A 20,184-nucleotide genomic window follows, 5' to 3' on the forward strand; every position below is an offset into this window, starting at 1 on the left:
ACTAACGCCTAATCACTTCGGGGTAGCCAGGAATTTATACACCAACCCCAATAGAAAGTATTGTCGTAGGGTCAATTGTTCCTGATAGTAGTTGGTATTGCCGGAGCTGCCGATCCAGATATTTTGGTTCTGGTTTAGCATGTCAAAAGCTGTAAACTTCAATTCGCCTTTCCGCTGCATAATGGGATAGTACAGCGCCGCATTTACGAGGTGGAGGTTAGTGCGGTCATTACCTAAACTTCGGGGTTGATTTCTTACCGTGTAGGATGTTTCGAGACGGAATTTTCGGATATCATCCAGCCTCAGCATGGCACCTACACTATGGTTGATGTTGGAGATATCCCGGAAGTTTACCGTTTGTTGCTCGTTCCTAACCTTATTCATGTTAAATCCATATGTGGGAATGAGCGTTATCTTGTTTTTGTAGGTTACATTTAGGCTGTTGTCGAGATTGCCATACAGCGTCTGTGCGGCGTTTTCCTCATCATTTACCGTCGCATATGACTTACTCGTCGAACCATATCCAGAGAGGTTCCAGCTGATATTCCATGTCGCGTTTTGCGCGAAGCGCTTCATTACGTATGCATTCACATATAGCCGATCTGTACCCGGTGCCTGATAATATCTGCGGGTAGTTTCAGAACTGGATACGTCATACGTGGTGCTTGATCCGATAGACCTCTCATAGCTCGTATAACCTATCGAAGCATTGAAGTTTATTTTGCTATTGGCGAACCATCTGAAATAGCGAAACCTGATGGTCTCTTCTAGTTGATTGGTAAAATATGGGCTGGCGATCGTCAACGAAGTTGGGTACAGGTCTGAATTGACCGCGACGATCTGGTAGAATGAAGGCAGCCTCACCTGTTTGCTGTACGATAGCGTGAGACCGTTAAGCGTGAAGGAAGCGGTAGGTAACCAATAGCGGCTGCGATCATTCAAATCTGCGGACTTCCCGTAATAGTGGTAGTTGCGGCCAAGATTCAGCCATTCGATACCTACAGAAATCTTTAGTTTTTCCTTGAAAAGGGAGGCGTTGGCCCGAGTGCCGAGAAAGGCAAATCCGAATTGCCCCTGCTTGTTGTTGGCGACATCACTCCGGTTTGTGAACTCCTCAGAGTTGATTTTATTATCTATTTCCTCTACGTTCCGGTTCAATTCCCAGTTGTAACGGGCATACGTGTCCCAATTGACATGTTTACGGATGGGCACTTGTACGTTTAACATATTTCCAATAGTCAAATTGTTGCCGTTTGTGAGCTGCATTATGCCTTGGTTTACAGTACTGTCGTTAAATAAGTAGAACCGGTTGAAGGTATTCCGGATACTATTATTTTCCGTTTGCCTGATATAGGCGTTCTGGCTGATTGAAAAAAGTATCTTTGATGTAGCCAGTTTTTTTTCTGCGTAGAGATTGTGTCTATAACTTCGGTTGTTTGCCGTATTGTTACTGTTGCTTTCGCCTTCCTGAACACTTATTCCTCCATCCTGAAATCGGCTCGAATTGCCGTAATGTTCATTTGCACTCCGTTCAAACGCTATGTTGGCATCCAACGAAACGGTCGATGTCGTATCTGGGGCATAACGAGCAAATGCCCGGAAGCGGTGAGTGTAGTTCTTATAGGTTGAATTGTCTTGGCTGTTCGCAATTTCAGTTATTGTTTCATAGATATTTGAGTTGGTGCCTTTATTATCCACGTAGTCATTCTGTTGTTCAAATGTATACATTAAATTGGTTTTCAGTTTTTTGTCAATGTCGTAGTTTGCATTGATGCCAAGGGAAACCTTATTTTGTAATCCGCCATAGCTCATATAACTATACGAATTGTTTTCTGCACGGTTCATTCCGCCATACTGCCCCAACTCACTATAATCAAAGCCCTGTCGGCTGATGTTGTTCCCATAGCCGATGAAACTGATCTGCAAGGTGTCCCGAAACGTGTTGACCAATGCTCCCGTTTCATAGCGGTCGTGTGTGCCGCCACTGCCGTAAAACTTGCCGAAATCCGCTTTAACAAAATCTTTTTTTGTCTTCAGGTTAATTACGATAGGTAGCTCAGAATCATCCAGTATCTCCCGTTTTGACTCACCCTTGTCTTTGATCACCTGTACAGCGTCAATCAATGAAGCGTCAAGATTGCGGGTTGCCATCGTGAGGTCTTGCGCAAAAAAATCTTTATTGTTGACCCGTATACCCGAAACTTGCCTGCCTTGATAGTAAATCGTGCCGTCTACATTGACTTGGAGACCGGGTAACAATTGCAGCAACTCTTCCACGTTAGCGTTGGGGCGTGTCTTGAAGTAGTCGGCTCGATATTCCAGCGTATCGCCATTTAATCGGATGGGCGCTATGTGCGTTACGATCACCTCATCAAGACTGACTTCTCCCATCATAACCGTATCGAGAGACAAAATTTCCTTGGGATTTAGGGTAAATTCATGGCTATAAGGTGAACTGCTGACGTGTGTGATGTGTACGATTAACTGTCGCAACGTTAGAATTTTTATCAGCTTGAACCGACCGTCGCTGTCCGATAAGGAATAAGTAACCACCGAAGAGTCCTTGACTTCAACAACCGCTATTGTTGCCTTTTCCAACGGTTGCCGGTTTACATCCACGACAACGCCTTTGATTTCGCCGTTGTTCTGTGCGGCTAACAAATGGGACAACAACAAGCAGAGGCCCAATAAGAGGAATCGCATATGACGAGTTTAAGAATTGGTTGGTTTCGGTTTACCATGGTACTAATATATGAAATCATCGTGATTTTACAAAGACTTACGGTGGAAGGGCTAAAATTGCAAAAGCTTCGTTACCATCTGATTACATGTTAATGTCTATCGGTTGAAATATAAGTTAGTGCTTATATAAGCTATGCCCTTACCATCTTTTTTCCAATGCATCGGAATACCAAGCCATCATTCTGAAAAAGAAAGATATAAATTGAAAAGCGATCAATTTTAATTCACTTTTTCGTTACCGCTGGGCAGTATATTTATATATAGGGTAAATAATTGCTCTTATCGGTGAAGATCGGATTAGTTTAAGCAGGGCCGTGCATTTACCTTTGTTATATCTTGATGATAAGATAGCTAACCATTCAACCATATATATTTTTCTGAGATAGGGACGAAAATAATCATGTGCGTAGCACTTGTACTTGTAGTTTTATTGTTAACTAAACAAACTGAACAACATGAACAACGAAGCAATACCGTTTTTGGATCCGTAAGCCTGTATCCTAGTTATCTGGTCTTTTTTTGATGTGTAATTAATTAGCAAGTATGAAACTAATATGAGACAAACACTACTACTATTGTTGTATAGCCTGTTTTCACTTCCTATATTAGCCCAGACCGTAACAGGAACGGTGAAGGATGTGGACGGGCAACCATTGGCCTCAGCGACGGTTGCAGTTCGAGGCACGAATATCGCCGTGCAAACGAACGATCAGGGGCAGTTTTCTATTCAAGCAGATCGTGGAACTACGCTCGAGACAACGCTCGTTGGTTTCGAAAAACAGGTGGTGGTTGTTCAAGGACAATCCGCTATTGAAATTGTGTTGACCGAGACGCTGAGTTCATTAGACGAAGTGGTTATCATCGGTTATCAATCAGTCAGCAAGAAAAAGAATACTGCTGCGATTTCGAGTATTTCGGGAAAGGAACTCGCTAATATCCCTGCGGCAAGTTTCGATATGTTATTACAAGGCCGTCTTGCGGGGGTGAATGTCCAGAATTTTACGGGTATGCCTGGCGGAGCACCTACCGTGAATGTACGGGGAACCACCGGAGTAAGTTCAAATTACGAGCCAGGTACCATCTTGAATAATCCGTTATACGTCGTTGACGGGGTGCCTCAACCAGCGGAGCAATACAATAGTGTCAATACCGGTACTGGCACAAACTACCTGGCTGGATTGAATCCAAATGATATCGAGTCAGTGGACGTGTTGCGCGATGCTTCAGCGGCCGCTATTTATGGCTCCCGTGCAGCTAACGGCGTCATTATGATTACAACTAAGAAAGGGCGTAGTACGGAACCTACTGTAATGGTCAATGGCTATACCGGTATAGTGATGCGGCCCGAACTTAGGGACGTCACACTGGGTGCTGCCGAACGCAGGCAAAAAATGGAGATTATTGAAAGGCAAGTTGCCTATAACAACCGCGCTAACCTTCCTTTTTTGCTAACAGATAGTTTGAATCCGGCCTTCAATGGCAACACGAATTGGCAGGATTTATTTTATCAACTTGGTAAAATAAATAATGGGGACCTGAGTTTAAGTGGCGGTGGTTCAGGTGGTATGTCTTACCGTTTCAGTGCAGGTTACTACGATGAAGAAGGTATTATTAAAGCGACAGGCTTCAAACGCTTCAGTAGCCGATTGAATTTGGTCAGCAGGGCGGCAAAAGAAAAGCTCATGATTAACCCAATTATTGCTTTCACGCGCACAGACCGGGCGCGAGGGAACGGAGAAGGGCTGAGTCCGCTGGAACGAAACTTAGGTTTGGGTATAAGTCCCTTAAATGTGGGAGCAGGCAACATGCCCTCATCACTAATTAACCTATCGGACAGTAAGAGAGAGTTGATATTGGGGGTATACGATGAAAATTTAGATAAAAACATCAATAATCAACTGGCATTAACCCTCAATTTGGATTACGCGTTTTCGCCGCATCTCAGGTTCACTTCACAAACATCCTATACCAATAACGGTGCACGGCGCGATTACAACCGCCCGAGTGCGTTAAATGGTAATGTAGGTAACCTTGCGTTTACTTTCTCATCCGCTCAGGAAAATTGGTTGTCATCAAATTATCTTACCTATAATAATATGATTGGCAAACATTCGCTGAGCGCGTTGCTAGGCCAGGACATTCAAACTGATCGCTATCAGACCACTCAAGCGTGGGGAAATCTGGGGTCATCAGACCAAATTAAGGTCGTGCAAGGCTTTTTGCAGAACAATATCGGTGCGGGGTCAGATTATCAAGCCTGGGGTCTGCTTTCCTACTATGCAAGATTTAGTTACGATTTCGACAGCCGCTATTTGTTTTCTGGAAGTTTACGTTCGGACGGTTCCTCTCGCTTTGGCGAAGACAGCAAGTGGGGGTGGTTCCCTGCATTTTCGGTAGGGTGGCTGTTGTCTGAAGAGGATTTCTTAAAAGACAGTGAGGGAATATCCATGTTGAAAATTCGCGGAAGTTACGGCACATCGGGTAGTTTACCACGTGAGAATTATCTACAGTATAACCTTTATAATGTCAACGCCGGATCATATAGCGGCAGTGGCGCAACATCTTATAACGGCGTTGTATCCACCCTGCCAAACTTTCATAACGGGGTGGCCCAACGCGGGCTAACCTGGGAAAAAAGTAGAAGCTGGAACATTGGTGCAGATATAGACCTCTTTCAGGGTAAATACAGTTTTTCAGCGGATATCTACAATCGGGAAACCACAGCTCAGCTCTTTTCTGTAGAATTACCCGTCACGACCGGCTACGATCTAGCATTAACCAATTCTATCGGTATCCGTAACGCAGGCTTTGAGGTGATCATTAATGCTAATCCCTTAAACAGAACCAGCCCGGTGAGGTGGATGACAAACTTCAACCTTTCTTATAATCGAAACGCCATCATGAATCTGCCTAATGGTGGAAGAGATCTGGTGTTGAGCGGCGACCGTTTTGATAAATCACATATTCTTTCGGTAGGCAGCCCAATCAATACATTCTACTTGCTTCAAACACTTGGGGTATACGGGTCACGAGCGGACGTACCGATCAATCCTTATACAGGAGAACGGTTTCGGAATAACAACGGGTTGTATGATGCGGGGGATTTTTATTTTGCCGATCTGGACGGGGACTATTTCATTGATGTCTTCAACAGCGGCATCAACCCAGACAAGTTGCCCATCGGCGACCCTAATCCGAAGTGGACGGGCGGATGGACGAATACGTTTTCTTATAGAAACTTTTCGCTTACTGTATTTTTAAATTATACCCTGGATCGGGATGTGCTGAACCTGTTTGAGTCGGACGCCTTTTCGAATTCGACCGCTGGCAGTGCAATGAGCAACTTCGCCTATTTTTCCATACCGGACCTGAGCAAGTATAACATTTGGCGCGCAGATGGGGATGAGGCCACATATGCTAAAATGGATTTGGGCAGTTATCGGTATTACTACACATCAGCGCAAACCTTCTTCTTGGAAAGCGGCAGTTACGTCCGGCTGAAGAATATCATCGGGTCATACGAAGTAAACCAGGCTTTTTTGTCGCGCATGGGGCTGGGGCGGTTGAGGATTTACGGAATTGTGGACAACGCTTATATGTGGCAAAAGTCCAGGAAGCTGCCGGATGCGGAAGCGGTCAATCAGTACGGGGAATACAATGGCGGTGGGTACCCCATCCCGAGGAAGTATACATTGGGCTTAGAGTTGACATTTTAACCAAGAAATTATGAAATCGAAATATTCTCTTTTGGGTGTTTATGCGATCATTGCCTTACTTGCAAGCTCGTGCGAAAAAATTTTGGTAGAAGAACCCCGCAACTCGACTTATCTGGACGCGTTTTGGCAATCCTCCCGCGACGTGCGAAGTGGCTTGGCAGGAAACTACGCGTTGTTGAGAAACGCTGTCACAAGTGGTAATTTCAATGGGGCTGGCCGGCATTATATGTATGGCGATGCCGTAGCCAGGAATTATTTTACTATCGATTATTCGGGAGATGGGTTGGAGGGCATACAAGGGGGTGACTTCACTTTTCAATACAACATCGAATCGTATGGAGATTGGACCTCGTTTTATAAAGCCATTGCCATGAGCAACATCATATTGAAGCAAGTTCCTGAGATTGACGATGCGTTGCTTGCGGACGAGGAGAACACGGTCAGGTTTAAAAACGAGGTAATCGGGCAGGCATTATTTATCCGGGCACTGAGCTATTTCTTAATGGTCCGCGTTTGGGGAGACGTGCCGTTGGTAACCGAGGCGTATGATGATCCGATATCCGCACCGCAGCTTCCAAGAACTGCTAAGGAGGAGGTAATGGCTCAGATCGAAAACGATTGCCATGAAGCGGCGAGATTGCTGTCTTGGGGATATAGGAACATTGCAGAGGCCAAAGTGATGGCTAATCGAGGTTCTGTATACGCATTATTGGCTCACTTATATTTGTGGCGAGCGACCACATCGGATTTAGGTTCGGACCAGCCTAACATGAACGATGTATATAGCGCTGATACCACAATTCAAGCCCTCAAGGATTTCGGAGGATACCGGCAAACGGATACAAGTAATTATTACAGCACGTTTATCGGCCGTTCGCCCGACGGCATATTTGAGCTTGCAGCCAGCGAGGACAACAGGGAGGGCTCTAATCGGCACATCGCGTCGTTCTTTCTTCGTAAACAATACATAGACTACAACAGTCCAACATATTCGCGGTTTCACGTCAACCCCGCTTACTTAGCCAACCATTTTTACAAATTAGCAAAAGAATGGGGCTGGGTTTGGAGCGGTACCGAATGGGAGTGGCTTGAATATGATACCAAAGTTATTGACACAGCCGATATCCGCTTCCGGAGAAATTTTACCGATATCAATACGAACCAGCCTACGTGTATCAAATATAGCAACGTAGTTTATCGTAATCCAGGGCAGCTGCAAGACGCGTATCTGAGTAATAATATCATCGTGTTTAGGTATAGTGATATGCTGCTTTTGGAGGCGGAGATAGCGTTGTATCGGGATGAAGTGGATAAAGCTCGAACGATCATCAACACATTCCGAACTCGGAACGGCGCCTCTCCATCGGGGTTGGTCAAAGCCGGACTGACAAAGAACGAAGTTATGTACGAATATATGCTGGAAAGAGGAAAGGAGCTCTACTTGGAGGGGCACTTGTTTTTTGATTTGATCCGGACCCGGCAATACCCGCAGTTCGTTGACTGGCTGTCTACGGATCGTTTCCGTCAGGGTGGGTTTTACTGGCCGGCAGCGCCCCAGTTGTTCCGGAATAACTTGCAGCTCACCCAAACCCCATATTGGCGTGGTAAGGTTTAGAAGTATAGGCTGCATGATTTTACTTTAATATAAACTAGGAAAGATGAAAATGATATTAAGATTCTGTTTGGTCATCATGACTGTTGTTGGGCTGTTGTCCTGCGAAAAGAATGACTATATGAATGACGGCGGGCCAAGTGATGCATTTGTCAATATGACGACCTACGACTTTTTGAAGTCGCATCCGAAATTCGATTCATTAGTCCGTGTGATCGACCAGGCTGGATTGAAAGATGAAATTAATGGTGATATCACCTTTTTCGCATCAACAAATTACAGCGTAGCCAGTTACGTGGCGGTCAAAAGACAAGAGGAGATCATCAAAGTTGGCGATGAAAACATTGATTTTGGTATCAAGGATATTCCAGCAACTGAATTACGGGATTCTTTACAGATCTATATGTTCGATGGAAAAATAAACCGTGAACAAATGTCTACAGAAGGAGCTTATTATACCAGTAGGTTGGGGGCCGTCCAAGGCGTCCGGTTTATGATCAAGCTGCGACGAGTAAATATTTATAGTACGTTCTTGGATTATGTCGATTATGTAAACTTGACGAAGGTGAACGGAACACTTGATTCCGATGAGCCGGATCAGTCTAGCATACCGGAAAACCTACGTGATCTGTCATATGATTGCCAGACATCAGGGATTATCACGACGACGGGGATCATACATGTATTGTCGGATAATCACCGGCTATTTTTTAATGCTCAATCTTTCAGTAATTAAACGGATAACAAAATGAAATCGAGAATATTGCTTGTTTGTTTTACAGGAACAATAGCTATAAGCAGTTGGAGCTGCTCTAAAATTGATAAGGGCTTCTTGAGCCAGGGAATTCGGTATAAGTCAAACATCATTGAATGCAAACGAGGTATGGCATTGACGCTGTCTGATCGGATTGATGCGGACGGATCTACACCGCCATATACGTTTACGATGCTTAACCTGCGCAATAAAATTACGGGGGAGTCTGCACCTGCTGAGTTTTTTACCGACTACGAAGTGTTGATGTTCAAAAGCGGTTCGGTGTTCGACCCAAGCAAAGACACGACAGTGGAGTTGTTGAACAAAAAACGGGAACTCGTCAATACCACGCCCATGGTATTCAACGAAACGAGTGGACAGATTGCGTTTAACCGAGCATCCGCTAATCTTACCCTTGGAGAGTATGTATTCGATGTGGAGATGTCAAACTCTTGGGGAAAGCGTCTGTTCAAGGATTTCGCGCAAATCAATGTAGTTGACCCTTTGATAACGGATATGTTTCAGGTGACGTATCAAGCGGCTACCGGCTCAACTGCTGCAGAAGTATTTACGACGATCAATGCGCCACAGCTTTCCTGCACGAAAATCTCCAATGAAGGTGCCCGGGTAATTCTCAAAATTGTTGATAAGAACGGTAACCCATGGAACCCGCGAGCCGGCGAAGTCATCCGACGGGGCGACCGCCCAACGTTTGAGTCACATGTAAAATTCAATCCGGTTATCGAAACTGATACCGCGTTAATTTGCGATTTTGAGGTGGCTCCGTTCCCATTGACTAACTTAGTGGGTGATGACGGAACCGATTGGGCTTTCTTAATTTACTACCGGATTCCCATGCAGTTCGCTCAGATCGACGGCGTACCAAGTAATAATGTAAATCCAGTATTTGGATTCCGCGTTTTAATGGAAGGAACCTATGTAGTACAGGTTAAATTGCCAGATGTAACACGTATTTCTGGAGCTACACAAAGCCCAGGTACTACTTAAGCACAGCGTGTGCTGATCTCACAGCCAGCTCCTGTTTATTGGCTGCACTCGTCGGATAGCCTCATCGAACAATATTTTGAGGCTGATGACCGGAAATCCCACCTCCCCACCTATCCTCTGGGGATTTTGGAGTGCCAAAAGTTGAAGCAGCGGTTGTTTGTTAGCGGGCGTATTGCTTCAAAACGCGATAGAGGGTGTCTGGAAGGAAAGGCTTTTTCACGTGGCCATCCATTCTGCTTTCCTCGATTTTACTGAGGGTTTCGGCGGATGCCGATGCGGTAAGCGCGATGACCGGTAGGCGGGTTATCGCGGGGTTCGGAGAGCCTCTCATCTGCCTGACAGTTTCAAAGCCATCCATTTCTGGCATCTGAAGGTCCATGAGTACTACATCCCAAGGCGATCGTTCAAGCAACAGTAACGCCTGCTTTCCGTTTTCGGCCAAGCCGACTTCCACACCCCAGTTCGCTAGGGTCTGTTGGATAAAGTAGCGATTCATGGCATTGTCCTCCACCAGCAACACCTTTAGGTTGAAGGGCGTGAATTGCTGGGAAATGTCGATCAGATCGGTTTCCTGAGCGTGTGCTTTGGTGATCGGGAAAGTAATGTCCACGTGAAATCGAGTGCCTTCACCAGGCGAACTTTCCAAGTAAATTTTGCCATGATGAAGTTCGATGAGATTCTTTACGATGGCGAGTCCCAATCCGCTTCCGCCGAATTGCCGGTTGGTACCGGCCGATTCCTGACTGAACGGTTGGAAAATAGCTTCCTGCCGGTCTGGCGAAATGCCGATGCCAGTGTCTTCAACAACTAAACGCACTGTGGCGTCATGCACACGCTTTTTTAGTACATGGCATTCTACCGTTATTCCCCCATGGACGGTAAATTTTGCCGCGTTGCCGATTAAATTATATAGGATTTGGGTAAACCGGGCTGAATCGCCGACGACATCGATAGCCGACAGTTCATCCGCTATCCACACATCCAGATACAGGCCTTTTGCGGATACTTCGTCTTTGAAACTGAGACACACTTGCTTCACCAATGCAGGCAGCGAGAAAGGGATGGATTCAAGTTCAATTTTATTTTGCTCGATTTTGTTAAAATCTAAGATATCGTTGATCAACAGCATTAAATGCTGCGAGGAAAACTTCAGGTTATCCAGATGCTGCCGCTGATCCAGTATGTGTGCGTCGCGCTGCAGCAGGCTTGCTGTGCCGACAACGACACCAAGTGGCGTACGCAGTTCATGCGACATGGCCGACAGGAAATCGGATTTTGCCTTGGCCAGATTGATGAGCTGGTTATTCAGCTTTTTCTGATGGTGCATGACCCGCGTCAGCGCCCGCTGGTAGTAGTAATGTGCTGTAATGATGATGCCGAAATCGATAACGATCAAAGCCACAGCCGAGTAGAAGTTCATAAACAGCGGCAGCAGGTGAAGAGCTATCTCGGCATGATGAGCATGAAGTAAATACACCGGCACAAGCAACGTATAGAGTATGGAATAGATCATCCCCCAACGCCGCCCTAAACCATAGAAGCTCCACATGATTGGCATGAAGATATTAAGCAGCGTATGGATGTGCAAGCCATTGCCCCCGAAAAATGCGCTTTGCCAAAGCCCCTGCAATTGAAGTACGAGTGCGATATGAATAAGAATTTCGAGGTATTGCGGCCGTGATAGCAAGAGTTTAAGTACGATGACGGTAACTACCACCCCGATGGAGTATGATACGACCAGATGCGTATTCAACGTGGCAAAAGGCAGTATAGCAGCGAATTTTAGGAAATTCAGCATAAATACCATGACAAAGATAGTAAGCTGTGCCTTCCTTAGTTCGTCGGGTACGGTTGCTAGCGCCTTTTTCAGCGATAGATTATGCCAGGGCAATTTGCTGCTTTCCACCATGGTAAGATGTGGCAAAGATAACATAAAAACGGTGCTTAGCTGCTAAAATCAGAAGGGTCGGGCTGTCAGGTATCAAATGGGCCATGTTAATTTACGGCGCACTTCCGCTAATATCCGGTTAGGCAATCGACCGACCCTTGCATAACTTTGTATTATTAGATGTCGGTAGGACATTTTAAAACCAACTTATAGGCTGATTAATTGAGCCGGTTTAACGAGTAAAGGGAAGTCGCCGGTTTCGGATACCTGCTGTACTTTCAAGTGTTATAACTACATTAAATTATGGTGTTGCTAGCCGTATAAATTTAAATGACCAATTTTTATGAAAAAGTTATCCATTTATTTCATTATGTTTTGTGCGTTGGTTGGGCAAAATGCGTTGGCGCAACAACCCACGACGTTGCGGGGTAAAGTCTTGGATGAAACGGGCCTTCCCGTCGCGGGGGCTTCCATCAGCATCACCAATACCCAGGCGGCTACTTCCTCCAACGAAGCGGGCGATTTCACCATCCAATACACTTCACCTGCTACGTTGCGGTTGTCGGCGTTGGGGTATGTCAGCCAAACCATTAGTCTCACGGATCAAACGACGCTTTCGATCCGCTTGGTACCCACCGAGGAGACACTGGAAGAAGTCGTTGTAGTAGGCTACGGTACCCAGCGTAGGGGTGAGGTGACCAGTGCGATCGCAAGCGTAAGATCCGAGGACTTTGTAAAAGGTACGGTGCGCGACGCTGCCCAGCTGGTGCAGGGGAAAGTAGCTGGGCTACGGATTACGACACCCAATGGCGATCCCAACGCAACCACCCAGATCAACCTGCGTGGCCTCAACTCGATCAACGGATCGCAGAATCCGCTGGTGCTGATCGACGGAGTGCCTGGCAACATTGCAACCGTCGCGCCAGAAGATATTGAGTCCATTGACGTGTTGAAGGACGGCTCTGCAGCTGCTATTTATGGAACGCGTGCTACAGGAGGCGTCGTGTTGATCACGACGCGCAAAAACAGGAGCGCGGAGCCACGCTCGTCGATCGAATATAATAACTACGCCAACGTGCAGACCATCTTCCGGAAACCGGAGATGATGGATGCTAATGACTACCGGCGGTTGATCGCTGAAGGCTACGCCTACGGCGACTCCAGCAACAATACCAACTGGATCGATGAGGTCTTGCAAAATCCGATCAGTCATAACCATAACCTTACGTTTTTCGGCGGTAGCTCGCAGACAAACTTTACCGGTTCGTTGAACTACCGTGGATGGGAAGGGATAATGCTGAAAACCGGGCAAGAGCGGATCACCGTGAGAGCGGACCTTAACCATGAGATGTATGATGGTAAACTGCGCACAAACATCCAGGTCATCAACCAAACGTTATCCGCAAAACAGGGTGGTGCCGGTGGCTGGGCCTGGAGGCAGGCCATGATCCGCAATCCGACGGAAGGGATCAAGAATGCAGACGGTACTTGGAAAGAAGGGACCGCTTATATGTATGACAATCCGCTGGGCATCATCCACGAAACGGTCAACGACCAGATGTTCCGGGAAACCCGCTTCAGCGGATCGCTTGACTACCGGCCCATTGGTGACCTCAGTTTGAAAATGTTGGTATCGCGCGTCATCAACAACAACTTGACCGGTAGCTCGACTACGTTCCAGCATGTCAACACAACTAAAAACAGCTTGAATGGCACGGCCAATCGATCTACTACGGCAAACACCGAAGACCTGTTGGAGTTGACGGCAAATTATAACAAGGTATTTGGCGACCACCGCTTGAACCTGTTGGGCGGTTATAGCTACCAGCATAATGTCGGAGAGTTTTTTAATGTCTACAACTTTGACTTCCCGAATGACGATTATTCGTACAACGAATTGGAGGCCGGTGCGGCGCTGCGCCGTGGCCAGGCAACCATGACCAGCAACAAGGATATGTGGAAGCTGATCGGTTTCTTCGGCCGGGTCAACTATTCGTGGAAGGAGCGGTACATTGTTACGGCGAGCGTGAGGCGGGAAGGCTCAACAAGGTTTGGCGAAAACAACCGCTGGGGCACGTTCCCGGCATTATCAGCCGCATGGAATGTGGGTAATGAAGACTTTATGCAATCCGCCGGGTTTATATCCGACCTCAAGCTCCGAGCTGGCTTCGGCGTTACGGGCACCATCGCTTCGTCACCTTACATGTCGCAGACGAGCTATAACTTCGACTGGCAGCAGGGTGCATTCATCAACGGCGAATGGGTACAGGGGTTTGTGCCCGCACGAAATTTCAATCCTGATCTGCGCTGGGAGAAAAAGGAGGAATGGAATGTCGGACTGGAATTCGGGCTATTCAACAATCGCCTGTCCGGTGCGCTGGACTGGTACACGCGTAATGTCAAGGACCTACTCTACAACTTTGCAGTTCCAACACCCCCGTTCCTGTATGGCAGCATGATGCTGAATGCGGGCGAAATGCAGAATTCCGGATTCGAAGCCTTGGTGAATGTACGCGCAGTGGATAATGAAAATTTCAAATGGACTACAAACGTAGCCTTTTCAACCAACCGGAATAAGCTCGTTAACCTCTCCAACGACCAATTCAATGTGACTACGGAGTTCTTCGACTGGGGGCATACCGGAGAGCCTATACAGGTATCTACCCACCGAGTAAGAGTGGGCGGGCCGATCGGTCAGTTCTTCGTGTTGAAAAGCGTTGGTTTGGACGATAACGGAAAGTGGCTGGTGGAAAGCAGGGACGGCGAAACGATCCCGATAGCCAATGCCACGCCGGAAGACCGCCAATATTATGGGAACGGGATTCCTAAATACAACCTTGGATGGAACAATACGCTGAACATTCAGCGCTTTGACATCGCGGTGAATTTCCGTGGCGCATTCGGTCACCAGTTGCTGAATATGCAGCGTTTATACTACGAAAATCCGGTAAATAAGGCGTACAACGTGCTGAAAACGGCTTATGACCCCGTATATGGCAAGCAACTGAACAACGATTTGGTGTACGTTTCGCATTACATTGAAGACGCTGACTACCTGAAAATTGATAACGTCACATTGGGCTACACATTCCGGCCGAATGCGATCAAGGGAATCAGCAACCTGCGCGTTTACGCTTCAGGGCTCAATCTGTATACCTTCACGGGGTATAAAGGAATAGATCCGGAAGCGGTGAATATGGGTGTCATCGGTAACGAGAACTTCACTTTTTCACCCGGAATAGACCATCGGGACAAATACCCTAGTACACGGACGTTTACCCTGGGATTAGGGGTTACCTTTTAACGATTATTGAACTAAGAACGATATACTCATGAACACGAAAATAATGAAGACCGGAGTACTCATAGCCTTGCTGCTTGCTGGGGGGCTCAATTCGTGTACCAACTTGGACGAGAAGGTTTATTCCGAAGTGCTTGAACGGAATTTTCAGCCGACGGAACGTGACTTACCTTATATTTTGGCGCCTGTTTATGCTCCGTTCCGGACGTTGATGTTCGGCTGGCAGGGGTATTTTGATCTGCAGGAAGAATCTGCCGATGTTATTATTACCCCGGTAAGGCCTAATGGATGGGATGACGGTGGTACATACCGCCGGATGCACCAGCACAATTGGACATCCGAACAGTGGCAACCGACGAATACCTGGAACCAGGCGTATTCGGCCATAAGCCGGGCAAACCGGGTGATCATGCAGATCGAAGACGGAGCATTGCCCCTGCCAGAGGAAGTCGGAAGGAATGCGATCGCTGAACTGCGGGCAGCACGGGCGCTGGCGTATTACCTCTTATTGGATAACCACGGTAATGTGCCGATAGTGACCGACTACCGCGATGACTCGTTGCCGGAACAACGTACTCGGCAGGAAGTTTACGATTTTGTCATCAAGGAGCTGACCGAGGCATTGCCACTATTGTCGGAGGAAGTGGCTCCAATGTATGGACGTATGAACCGTTGGGCAGCCAAAGCATTGCTCGCCAAAATCTACCTGAATGCAGGGGTGTATACCGGCACGCCGCAGTGGCATAAAGTCATCGAAGAGACCGATGACATTATCGCCAGCGAAGCATATTCCCTTGATTTAAACTATTCCGATGTTTTCACATACACCAACGAGAATTCGGGCGAGATCATCTTTGCGGTACCCTACGACGAGGTTTACGGTACAGGAAGCCAGATCCATATGAAGACCCTCGACCCGTTGAGCCGGTTGGTATATGCAATGGCCGCAGGACCTTGGGGAGGCAACTGCGCTGTGCCTCAGTTTATAGATACCTACGATCCTGACGACAGCCGCCTATACGATACCTGGATACAAGGTCCGCAGTATCATGCCAATACCGGCGCGGAGGTGATCAATTATGTCAAGCACGTGCCAGGTATCGGAGGAGATGGCACCGTCGCGCCGAGCAACGCGGGGTTCCGCATCGGGAAATATGAAATCAAAAAGGGAGCAACGGGCAATTTGGACAACGACTATCCGATGTTCCGTTTTGCTGATATTCTCATGATGAAAGCCGAGGCGCTGCTGCGTACGGGCAACGCTGATGCAGCTGCAGGTCTTGTCACGCAGGTGAGGCAGCGCGCATTCAAAGATAATCCGGAGAAAGCTACCGTTACGGGTGCGCAGCTTGAACAGGGGAGCGGCTACAACTACGGCTGGCAGGATAAAGATGGGTCGGTAGATGCGGTCAACGGTGGTGCAGATATTCAACACGGGAGATTCCTGGACGAATTGGGTTGGGAATTTGCCGCGGAAGCCCATCGCCGACAGGACCTGATCCGTTTTGGGGTATTTCAGACCAAGACATGGTTCAACCACCGTCCACATGCACAGGCGCAGACACGTACGCTTTTTCCGATTCCTTTTGCTGAGCTGACGAAAAACCCCAACCTCACGCAAAATACTGGGTATTGATTTGGTTTATTGGTTGTTTTGTGTAAATGGTCATACGGCTTTGCCGTATGGCTATTTGCGTTCAAGACCTGACCAGCGTTTTTCCAAATGGCACTGGTTATTTTCCGGAATTGTAGTATTTTCGGCCGCTACAACAAAAAGCTGAGGAACGATGATCGATATGGCCAGACACGATAAGCTGAAGCACTATTTTTTTCTGTCACTGGTATTCTTTTTTAGTATTTCAACCGCTGCTATCGCCCAGCATGCGATAGATGGTAGCGTTATGACGGGTGACGGCCGTGGCATTCCACGGGCCAGCGTGCAGCTCCTCAACTCTAATCTGGCGACTTCGACCGACGAGCAAGGGTCTTTTCTGCTCGAACGTGTTCCTACCGGTACACATACGATCCGAATAAGCGCTGTCGGATATGCCACAGAAAACCGTGTCGTGACCGTGGACGAAAGCGTAGCCCTCAGCATTGAATTGTCAAGTGTCGCTAATCGGCTCGATGAGGCTGTGGTGACCGCGCATAAGATGGAAAGTGATCCGAACGATATCCCGGCGAGCCTTTCCGTGATCGGTGCACGGGAGGTGGAGCAGCAATACATGTGGAATGTGATGGACATCACAGCGGTAGTACCCAATATGAATATTGCCCATCCGGGAGATAACCGCAACGTGACGTCTATCCGCGGCATCACCACCACATCATACAACCAGGCCGTGGCCACATATGTAGACGGGGTCAATCAGTTTGGGCTAGACACGTACATCCCTTACCTGCATGATGTGGAGCGCATCGAAGTACTCCGCGGACCGCAGGGCACGTTGTACGGCCGCAATGCAATGGGTGGCGTGATCAACATCATCACCAAACAGCCGACAAACGAGCTGACGGGGTTGGTGGAGGCCAACTTAGGGAATTACGGGCAACAGCGCTATCTATTGGGTCTGCGGGCACCTATCGTCAATGATAAGCTATTCCTCGGTGTTTCGGGCATGTATAACGGCCTCGATGGGTATTACACCAATGATTTCGACGGCTCGCATTATGACAAGCAGCACACGTTTTTTGGTAATTATTACCTCAAATACCTGCCGAATAGTCGATGGGCGATGACACTGAACTTCAAGCATGTTGCCAACCGGAATGGCGGTGCATTCGCGTTGTTGATGGGATTGGACAACGCGTTTGAAAACCCGTATCGGTTGAGCCAGAATGCGAAAACAACAATGGTGGATAATTCGAATAATGTGTCGCTCGCTGTCAGTCATTTCGGCAGAGCGATCAATTTCAGTTCTCAGACGGCCTATCAATCTAACTACCGGTATTACCGTGACCCGATCGACGCCGACTTCATGCCGCTCGATGGTATGTCGGTTGTCAACAATTATGGAAGGGATTGGAACAATGTCAAGGTGTTTACTCAAGAATTTAAGGTCTCCTCAGCACCTTCCAAGGATAGCCCGGTAAGCTGGACTGCAGGTGCCTTCCTTTTTCATCAGGATGCGCCGACAAAGCAAGGCACACACTTCGGATCGGACGCGCCGATATTAGGCGAAGGGTATCCTGTCAACGCTACGAGTATCCTGACCAATTCAGCGGTCAATCAGGGAGCAGCCGCTTTCGGCCAGCTCGGATTTCGGTTCGGCAGCGGATGGGAGGTTCAAGCGGGACTAAGGTATGACTACGAACATGCCGGGCTGGACGCATTGAGTGAGTTCCGGCCCGATGGGGGAAACGTCATGATAACGCAGCCGGATACGTCGATGTCGGCTGGTTTCCACGCGGTTACACCAAGCTTCAGCGCCAAATATGTCTTCAACGAAGCGCAGCATTTTTACGGAAGTTACACCCGGGGGTTTCGTGCGGGAGGAATATCCCAGCTTTCTTCTGATCCCAACGAAGCTGCGCTGCGCCCTTTTGATCCCGAATTCAGTAATAATGTCGAGGTTGGAAGCAAAAATATCTTGTGGGGGCGGCGCCTGCAGCTCAACTTTGCGGCGTTTTATACCCGAGTAAACAATGCCCAGGTGCCTACGCTGCTATTGCCGGACGCGATTACCGTCACCCAAAATACGGGACGCATGGAAAGCATGGGGTTGGAATTGGAGGCGACAGCCCGGTTGGTGAGGCATTTGAGCGTTTGGGGTAATGTTGCTTTTACTGAAGCAAAGTATCTGGATTTTAACACAGCGGACGAAGGTGAAAATGTGCAGCTGAGGGGCAACCGGCCGGTATTTACTCCAACGTGGACCGGATACCTGGGTGCCCAGTATGAAGTTTTTTTCGGCAGTGCAAACCGGCACCGCGTACAATTCGGCGCATATAGTAGATTCGTCGGTCAGCAGTACTTTACCGTTGAAAACTCACTGGGTCAGGGGACATATAGCTTGTTGAACGCCAATATCGGCTATTCGTTTTCGGGATATGAACTTCTTTTATGGGGGCAGAATCTCGCTGACAAGCGGTATGTCGACTATGCCTATGATTTTGGCTTCGCCGCGGTTCATCTGGGTAGGCCCGCTACCTATGGACTGACGGTAAGGAAGCGGTTTGGATCATAATGTCAAAAACTTCTGCCTGTATTCAGTAGGCGTCATGCCGATGAAGGTTTTGAATTGCTTATTGAAGTTGGATAGGGTGTTGAAGCCGGATTCATAGCAGATCTGCGCGATATTTTTTGCTTCTTCCGTAGAGAGCAGCCGGCAGGCGTTGCGTATGCGAAGCTCGGTTAAAAAATACGAAAACGATTTGCTGGTTTTCATGGTGAAATACCGGCTGAAAGACGTCGGGGTCATGTTCAGCAATGCTGAAACTTCTTCCAATGTAATTTTGTGCCTGAAATGTTTTACTGCATAGTTATAAACAATATTGATGCGGTTAGTTTCCACATCTTTCAATTGGTAATAGACCATGTCGTTATGCAGCAATCGGTATTCTTTTGTCTTGGTGAGTAAATCCAGGATACGGAATAAGTGGATGACACTTTCCATGCCATGCAGGTGCACCAGTTCGTGCATAAGTTTGGCAGTTTTCTGGGCGGTTTTTCCGTAAAGCTCCATTCCACGCCGCACTTTCTCCAGCAGGATCTTGAGTTGGGCAAATTCTTCTTTCTCGATCAGTTTTTCGAGAGCTGCCCCATTGAAGTAGATGACCAGGCCGCGGCTGGTATGCTCGCCATGCGCGTCGAAATAACATTCATCACTGCGCCATAGGTGTGGAATATTAGGGCCAAGGAAAGTCAGGTCGCCCTTATCAAATGGCTTCACTGTATTGCCGACGAATTTAGTGCCGGTGCCTTCCACTACCAAGAAGAGCTGAAATTCCATGTGTGCATGCCAAGTCGTATCAAAATGCCGGTCATGGAGCTCACGCACAGCGAAAATATTGGATTCCGGAATACGGGTCTTCTGAATAGCTGTTTTTTTCACAACTACGTTCATTTAGTTGGTTTATTTGCTGGTTGTTATCTTTATGCTCTCAAGATAGGTAAACGGTCGGTGACAGCGTTTATTGTAATGAAAATGTTAACTAATTGTC

At 47.5% G+C, this 20,184-nt stretch carries 10 protein-coding genes; 7 read left to right on the forward strand and 3 right to left on the reverse strand.

Annotated features, from left to right (window positions below; translation table 11 throughout):
- Positions 1-12: 12 nt before the first annotated feature.
- On the reverse strand, positions 13-2,703 hold the full coding sequence (locus ACFOET_RS13305) for a hypothetical protein (protein WP_379023432.1): 2,691 nt from the start codon (positions 2,701-2,703) through the stop codon (positions 13-15).
- Between the two features lie 593 nt (positions 2,704-3,296).
- Between ACFOET_RS13305 and ACFOET_RS13310 the strand changes: the two genes are divergently transcribed.
- From ACFOET_RS13310 to ACFOET_RS13325, 4 genes are all read left to right on the forward strand, one after another.
- Positions 3,297-6,458 carry a SusC/RagA family TonB-linked outer membrane protein gene (locus ACFOET_RS13310; protein ID WP_379023434.1) on the forward strand — a complete coding sequence of 1,054 codons (3,162 nt, stop codon included), beginning with the start codon at positions 3,297-3,299 and terminating at the stop codon, positions 6,456-6,458.
- Positions 6,459-6,468: 10 nt separating this feature from the next.
- Positions 6,469-8,073, forward strand: a complete 1,605-nt coding sequence (locus tag ACFOET_RS13315) for a RagB/SusD family nutrient uptake outer membrane protein (RefSeq protein WP_379023436.1) — start codon at positions 6,469-6,471, stop codon at positions 8,071-8,073.
- Between the two features lie 43 nt (positions 8,074-8,116).
- The gene (locus tag ACFOET_RS13320; RefSeq protein ID WP_379023438.1) at positions 8,117-8,806 is read left to right on the forward strand and encodes a hypothetical protein; all 690 of its coding nucleotides are present in this window, start codon (positions 8,117-8,119) and stop codon (positions 8,804-8,806) included.
- Between the two features lie 147 nt (positions 8,807-8,953).
- Positions 8,954-9,832, forward strand: coding sequence for a hypothetical protein (locus ACFOET_RS13325; protein ID WP_379023440.1), 879 nt, complete (start codon positions 8,954-8,956; stop codon positions 9,830-9,832).
- A 160-nt stretch (positions 9,833-9,992) separates the two neighbouring features.
- On the opposite strand, the gene ACFOET_RS13330 is transcribed toward ACFOET_RS13325, so the two are convergent.
- Positions 9,993-11,765 carry an ATP-binding protein gene (locus tag ACFOET_RS13330; protein WP_379023442.1) on the reverse strand — a complete coding sequence of 591 codons (1,773 nt, stop codon included), beginning with the start codon at positions 11,763-11,765 and terminating at the stop codon, positions 9,993-9,995.
- 298 nt (positions 11,766-12,063) lie between these two features.
- Between ACFOET_RS13330 and ACFOET_RS13335 the strand changes: the two genes are divergently transcribed.
- From ACFOET_RS13335 to ACFOET_RS13345, 3 genes are all read left to right on the forward strand, one after another.
- Positions 12,064-15,024, forward strand: a complete 2,961-nt coding sequence (locus ACFOET_RS13335) for a SusC/RagA family TonB-linked outer membrane protein (protein ID WP_379023444.1) — start codon at positions 12,064-12,066, stop codon at positions 15,022-15,024.
- A gap of 28 nt (positions 15,025-15,052) precedes the next feature.
- On the forward strand, positions 15,053-16,657 hold the full coding sequence (locus ACFOET_RS13340) for a RagB/SusD family nutrient uptake outer membrane protein (RefSeq protein ID WP_379023446.1): 1,605 nt from the start codon (positions 15,053-15,055) through the stop codon (positions 16,655-16,657).
- A 160-nt stretch (positions 16,658-16,817) separates the two neighbouring features.
- Positions 16,818-19,208, forward strand: a complete 2,391-nt coding sequence (locus ACFOET_RS13345; RefSeq protein ID WP_379023448.1) for a TonB-dependent receptor — start codon at positions 16,818-16,820, stop codon at positions 19,206-19,208.
- On the opposite strand, the gene ACFOET_RS13350 is transcribed toward ACFOET_RS13345, so the two are convergent.
- Entirely contained in the window at positions 19,203-20,087 is an 885-nt protein-coding gene (locus tag ACFOET_RS13350) for an AraC family transcriptional regulator (RefSeq protein WP_379023450.1), read from the reverse strand. The genes ACFOET_RS13345 and ACFOET_RS13350 overlap by 6 nt on opposite strands.
- Between the last annotated feature and the right edge of the window lie 97 nt (positions 20,088-20,184).

This window comes from Parapedobacter deserti, assembly GCF_042646065.1.
Taxonomy (GTDB): Bacteria; Bacteroidota; Bacteroidia; order Sphingobacteriales; family Sphingobacteriaceae; genus Parapedobacter; species Parapedobacter deserti.

Excerpts from the sequence above, each read along its gene's own strand:
- ACFOET_RS13350 (WP_379023450.1), bottom strand. The coding sequence starts at position 20,087 with ATGAACGTAGTTGTGAAAAAAACAGCTATTCAGAAGACCCGTATTCCG.
- ACFOET_RS13325 (WP_379023440.1), top strand. The coding sequence starts at position 8,954 with ATGGCATTGACGCTGTCTGATCGGATTGATGCGGACGGATCTACACCG.
- ACFOET_RS13310 (WP_379023434.1), top strand. The coding sequence starts at position 3,297 with ATGAGACAAACACTACTACTATTGTTGTATAGCCTGTTTTCACTTCCT.
- ACFOET_RS13335 (WP_379023444.1), top strand. The coding sequence starts at position 12,064 with ATGAAAAAGTTATCCATTTATTTCATTATGTTTTGTGCGTTGGTTGGG.
- ACFOET_RS13305 (WP_379023432.1), bottom strand. The coding sequence starts at position 2,703 with ATGCGATTCCTCTTATTGGGCCTCTGCTTGTTGTTGTCCCATTTGTTA.
- ACFOET_RS13320 (WP_379023438.1), top strand. The coding sequence starts at position 8,117 with ATGAAAATGATATTAAGATTCTGTTTGGTCATCATGACTGTTGTTGGG.
- ACFOET_RS13315 (WP_379023436.1), top strand. The coding sequence starts at position 6,469 with ATGAAATCGAAATATTCTCTTTTGGGTGTTTATGCGATCATTGCCTTA.
- ACFOET_RS13330 (WP_379023442.1), bottom strand. The coding sequence starts at position 11,765 with ATGTTATCTTTGCCACATCTTACCATGGTGGAAAGCAGCAAATTGCCC.
- ACFOET_RS13345 (WP_379023448.1), top strand. The coding sequence starts at position 16,818 with ATGGCCAGACACGATAAGCTGAAGCACTATTTTTTTCTGTCACTGGTA.
- ACFOET_RS13340 (WP_379023446.1), top strand. The coding sequence starts at position 15,053 with ATGAACACGAAAATAATGAAGACCGGAGTACTCATAGCCTTGCTGCTT.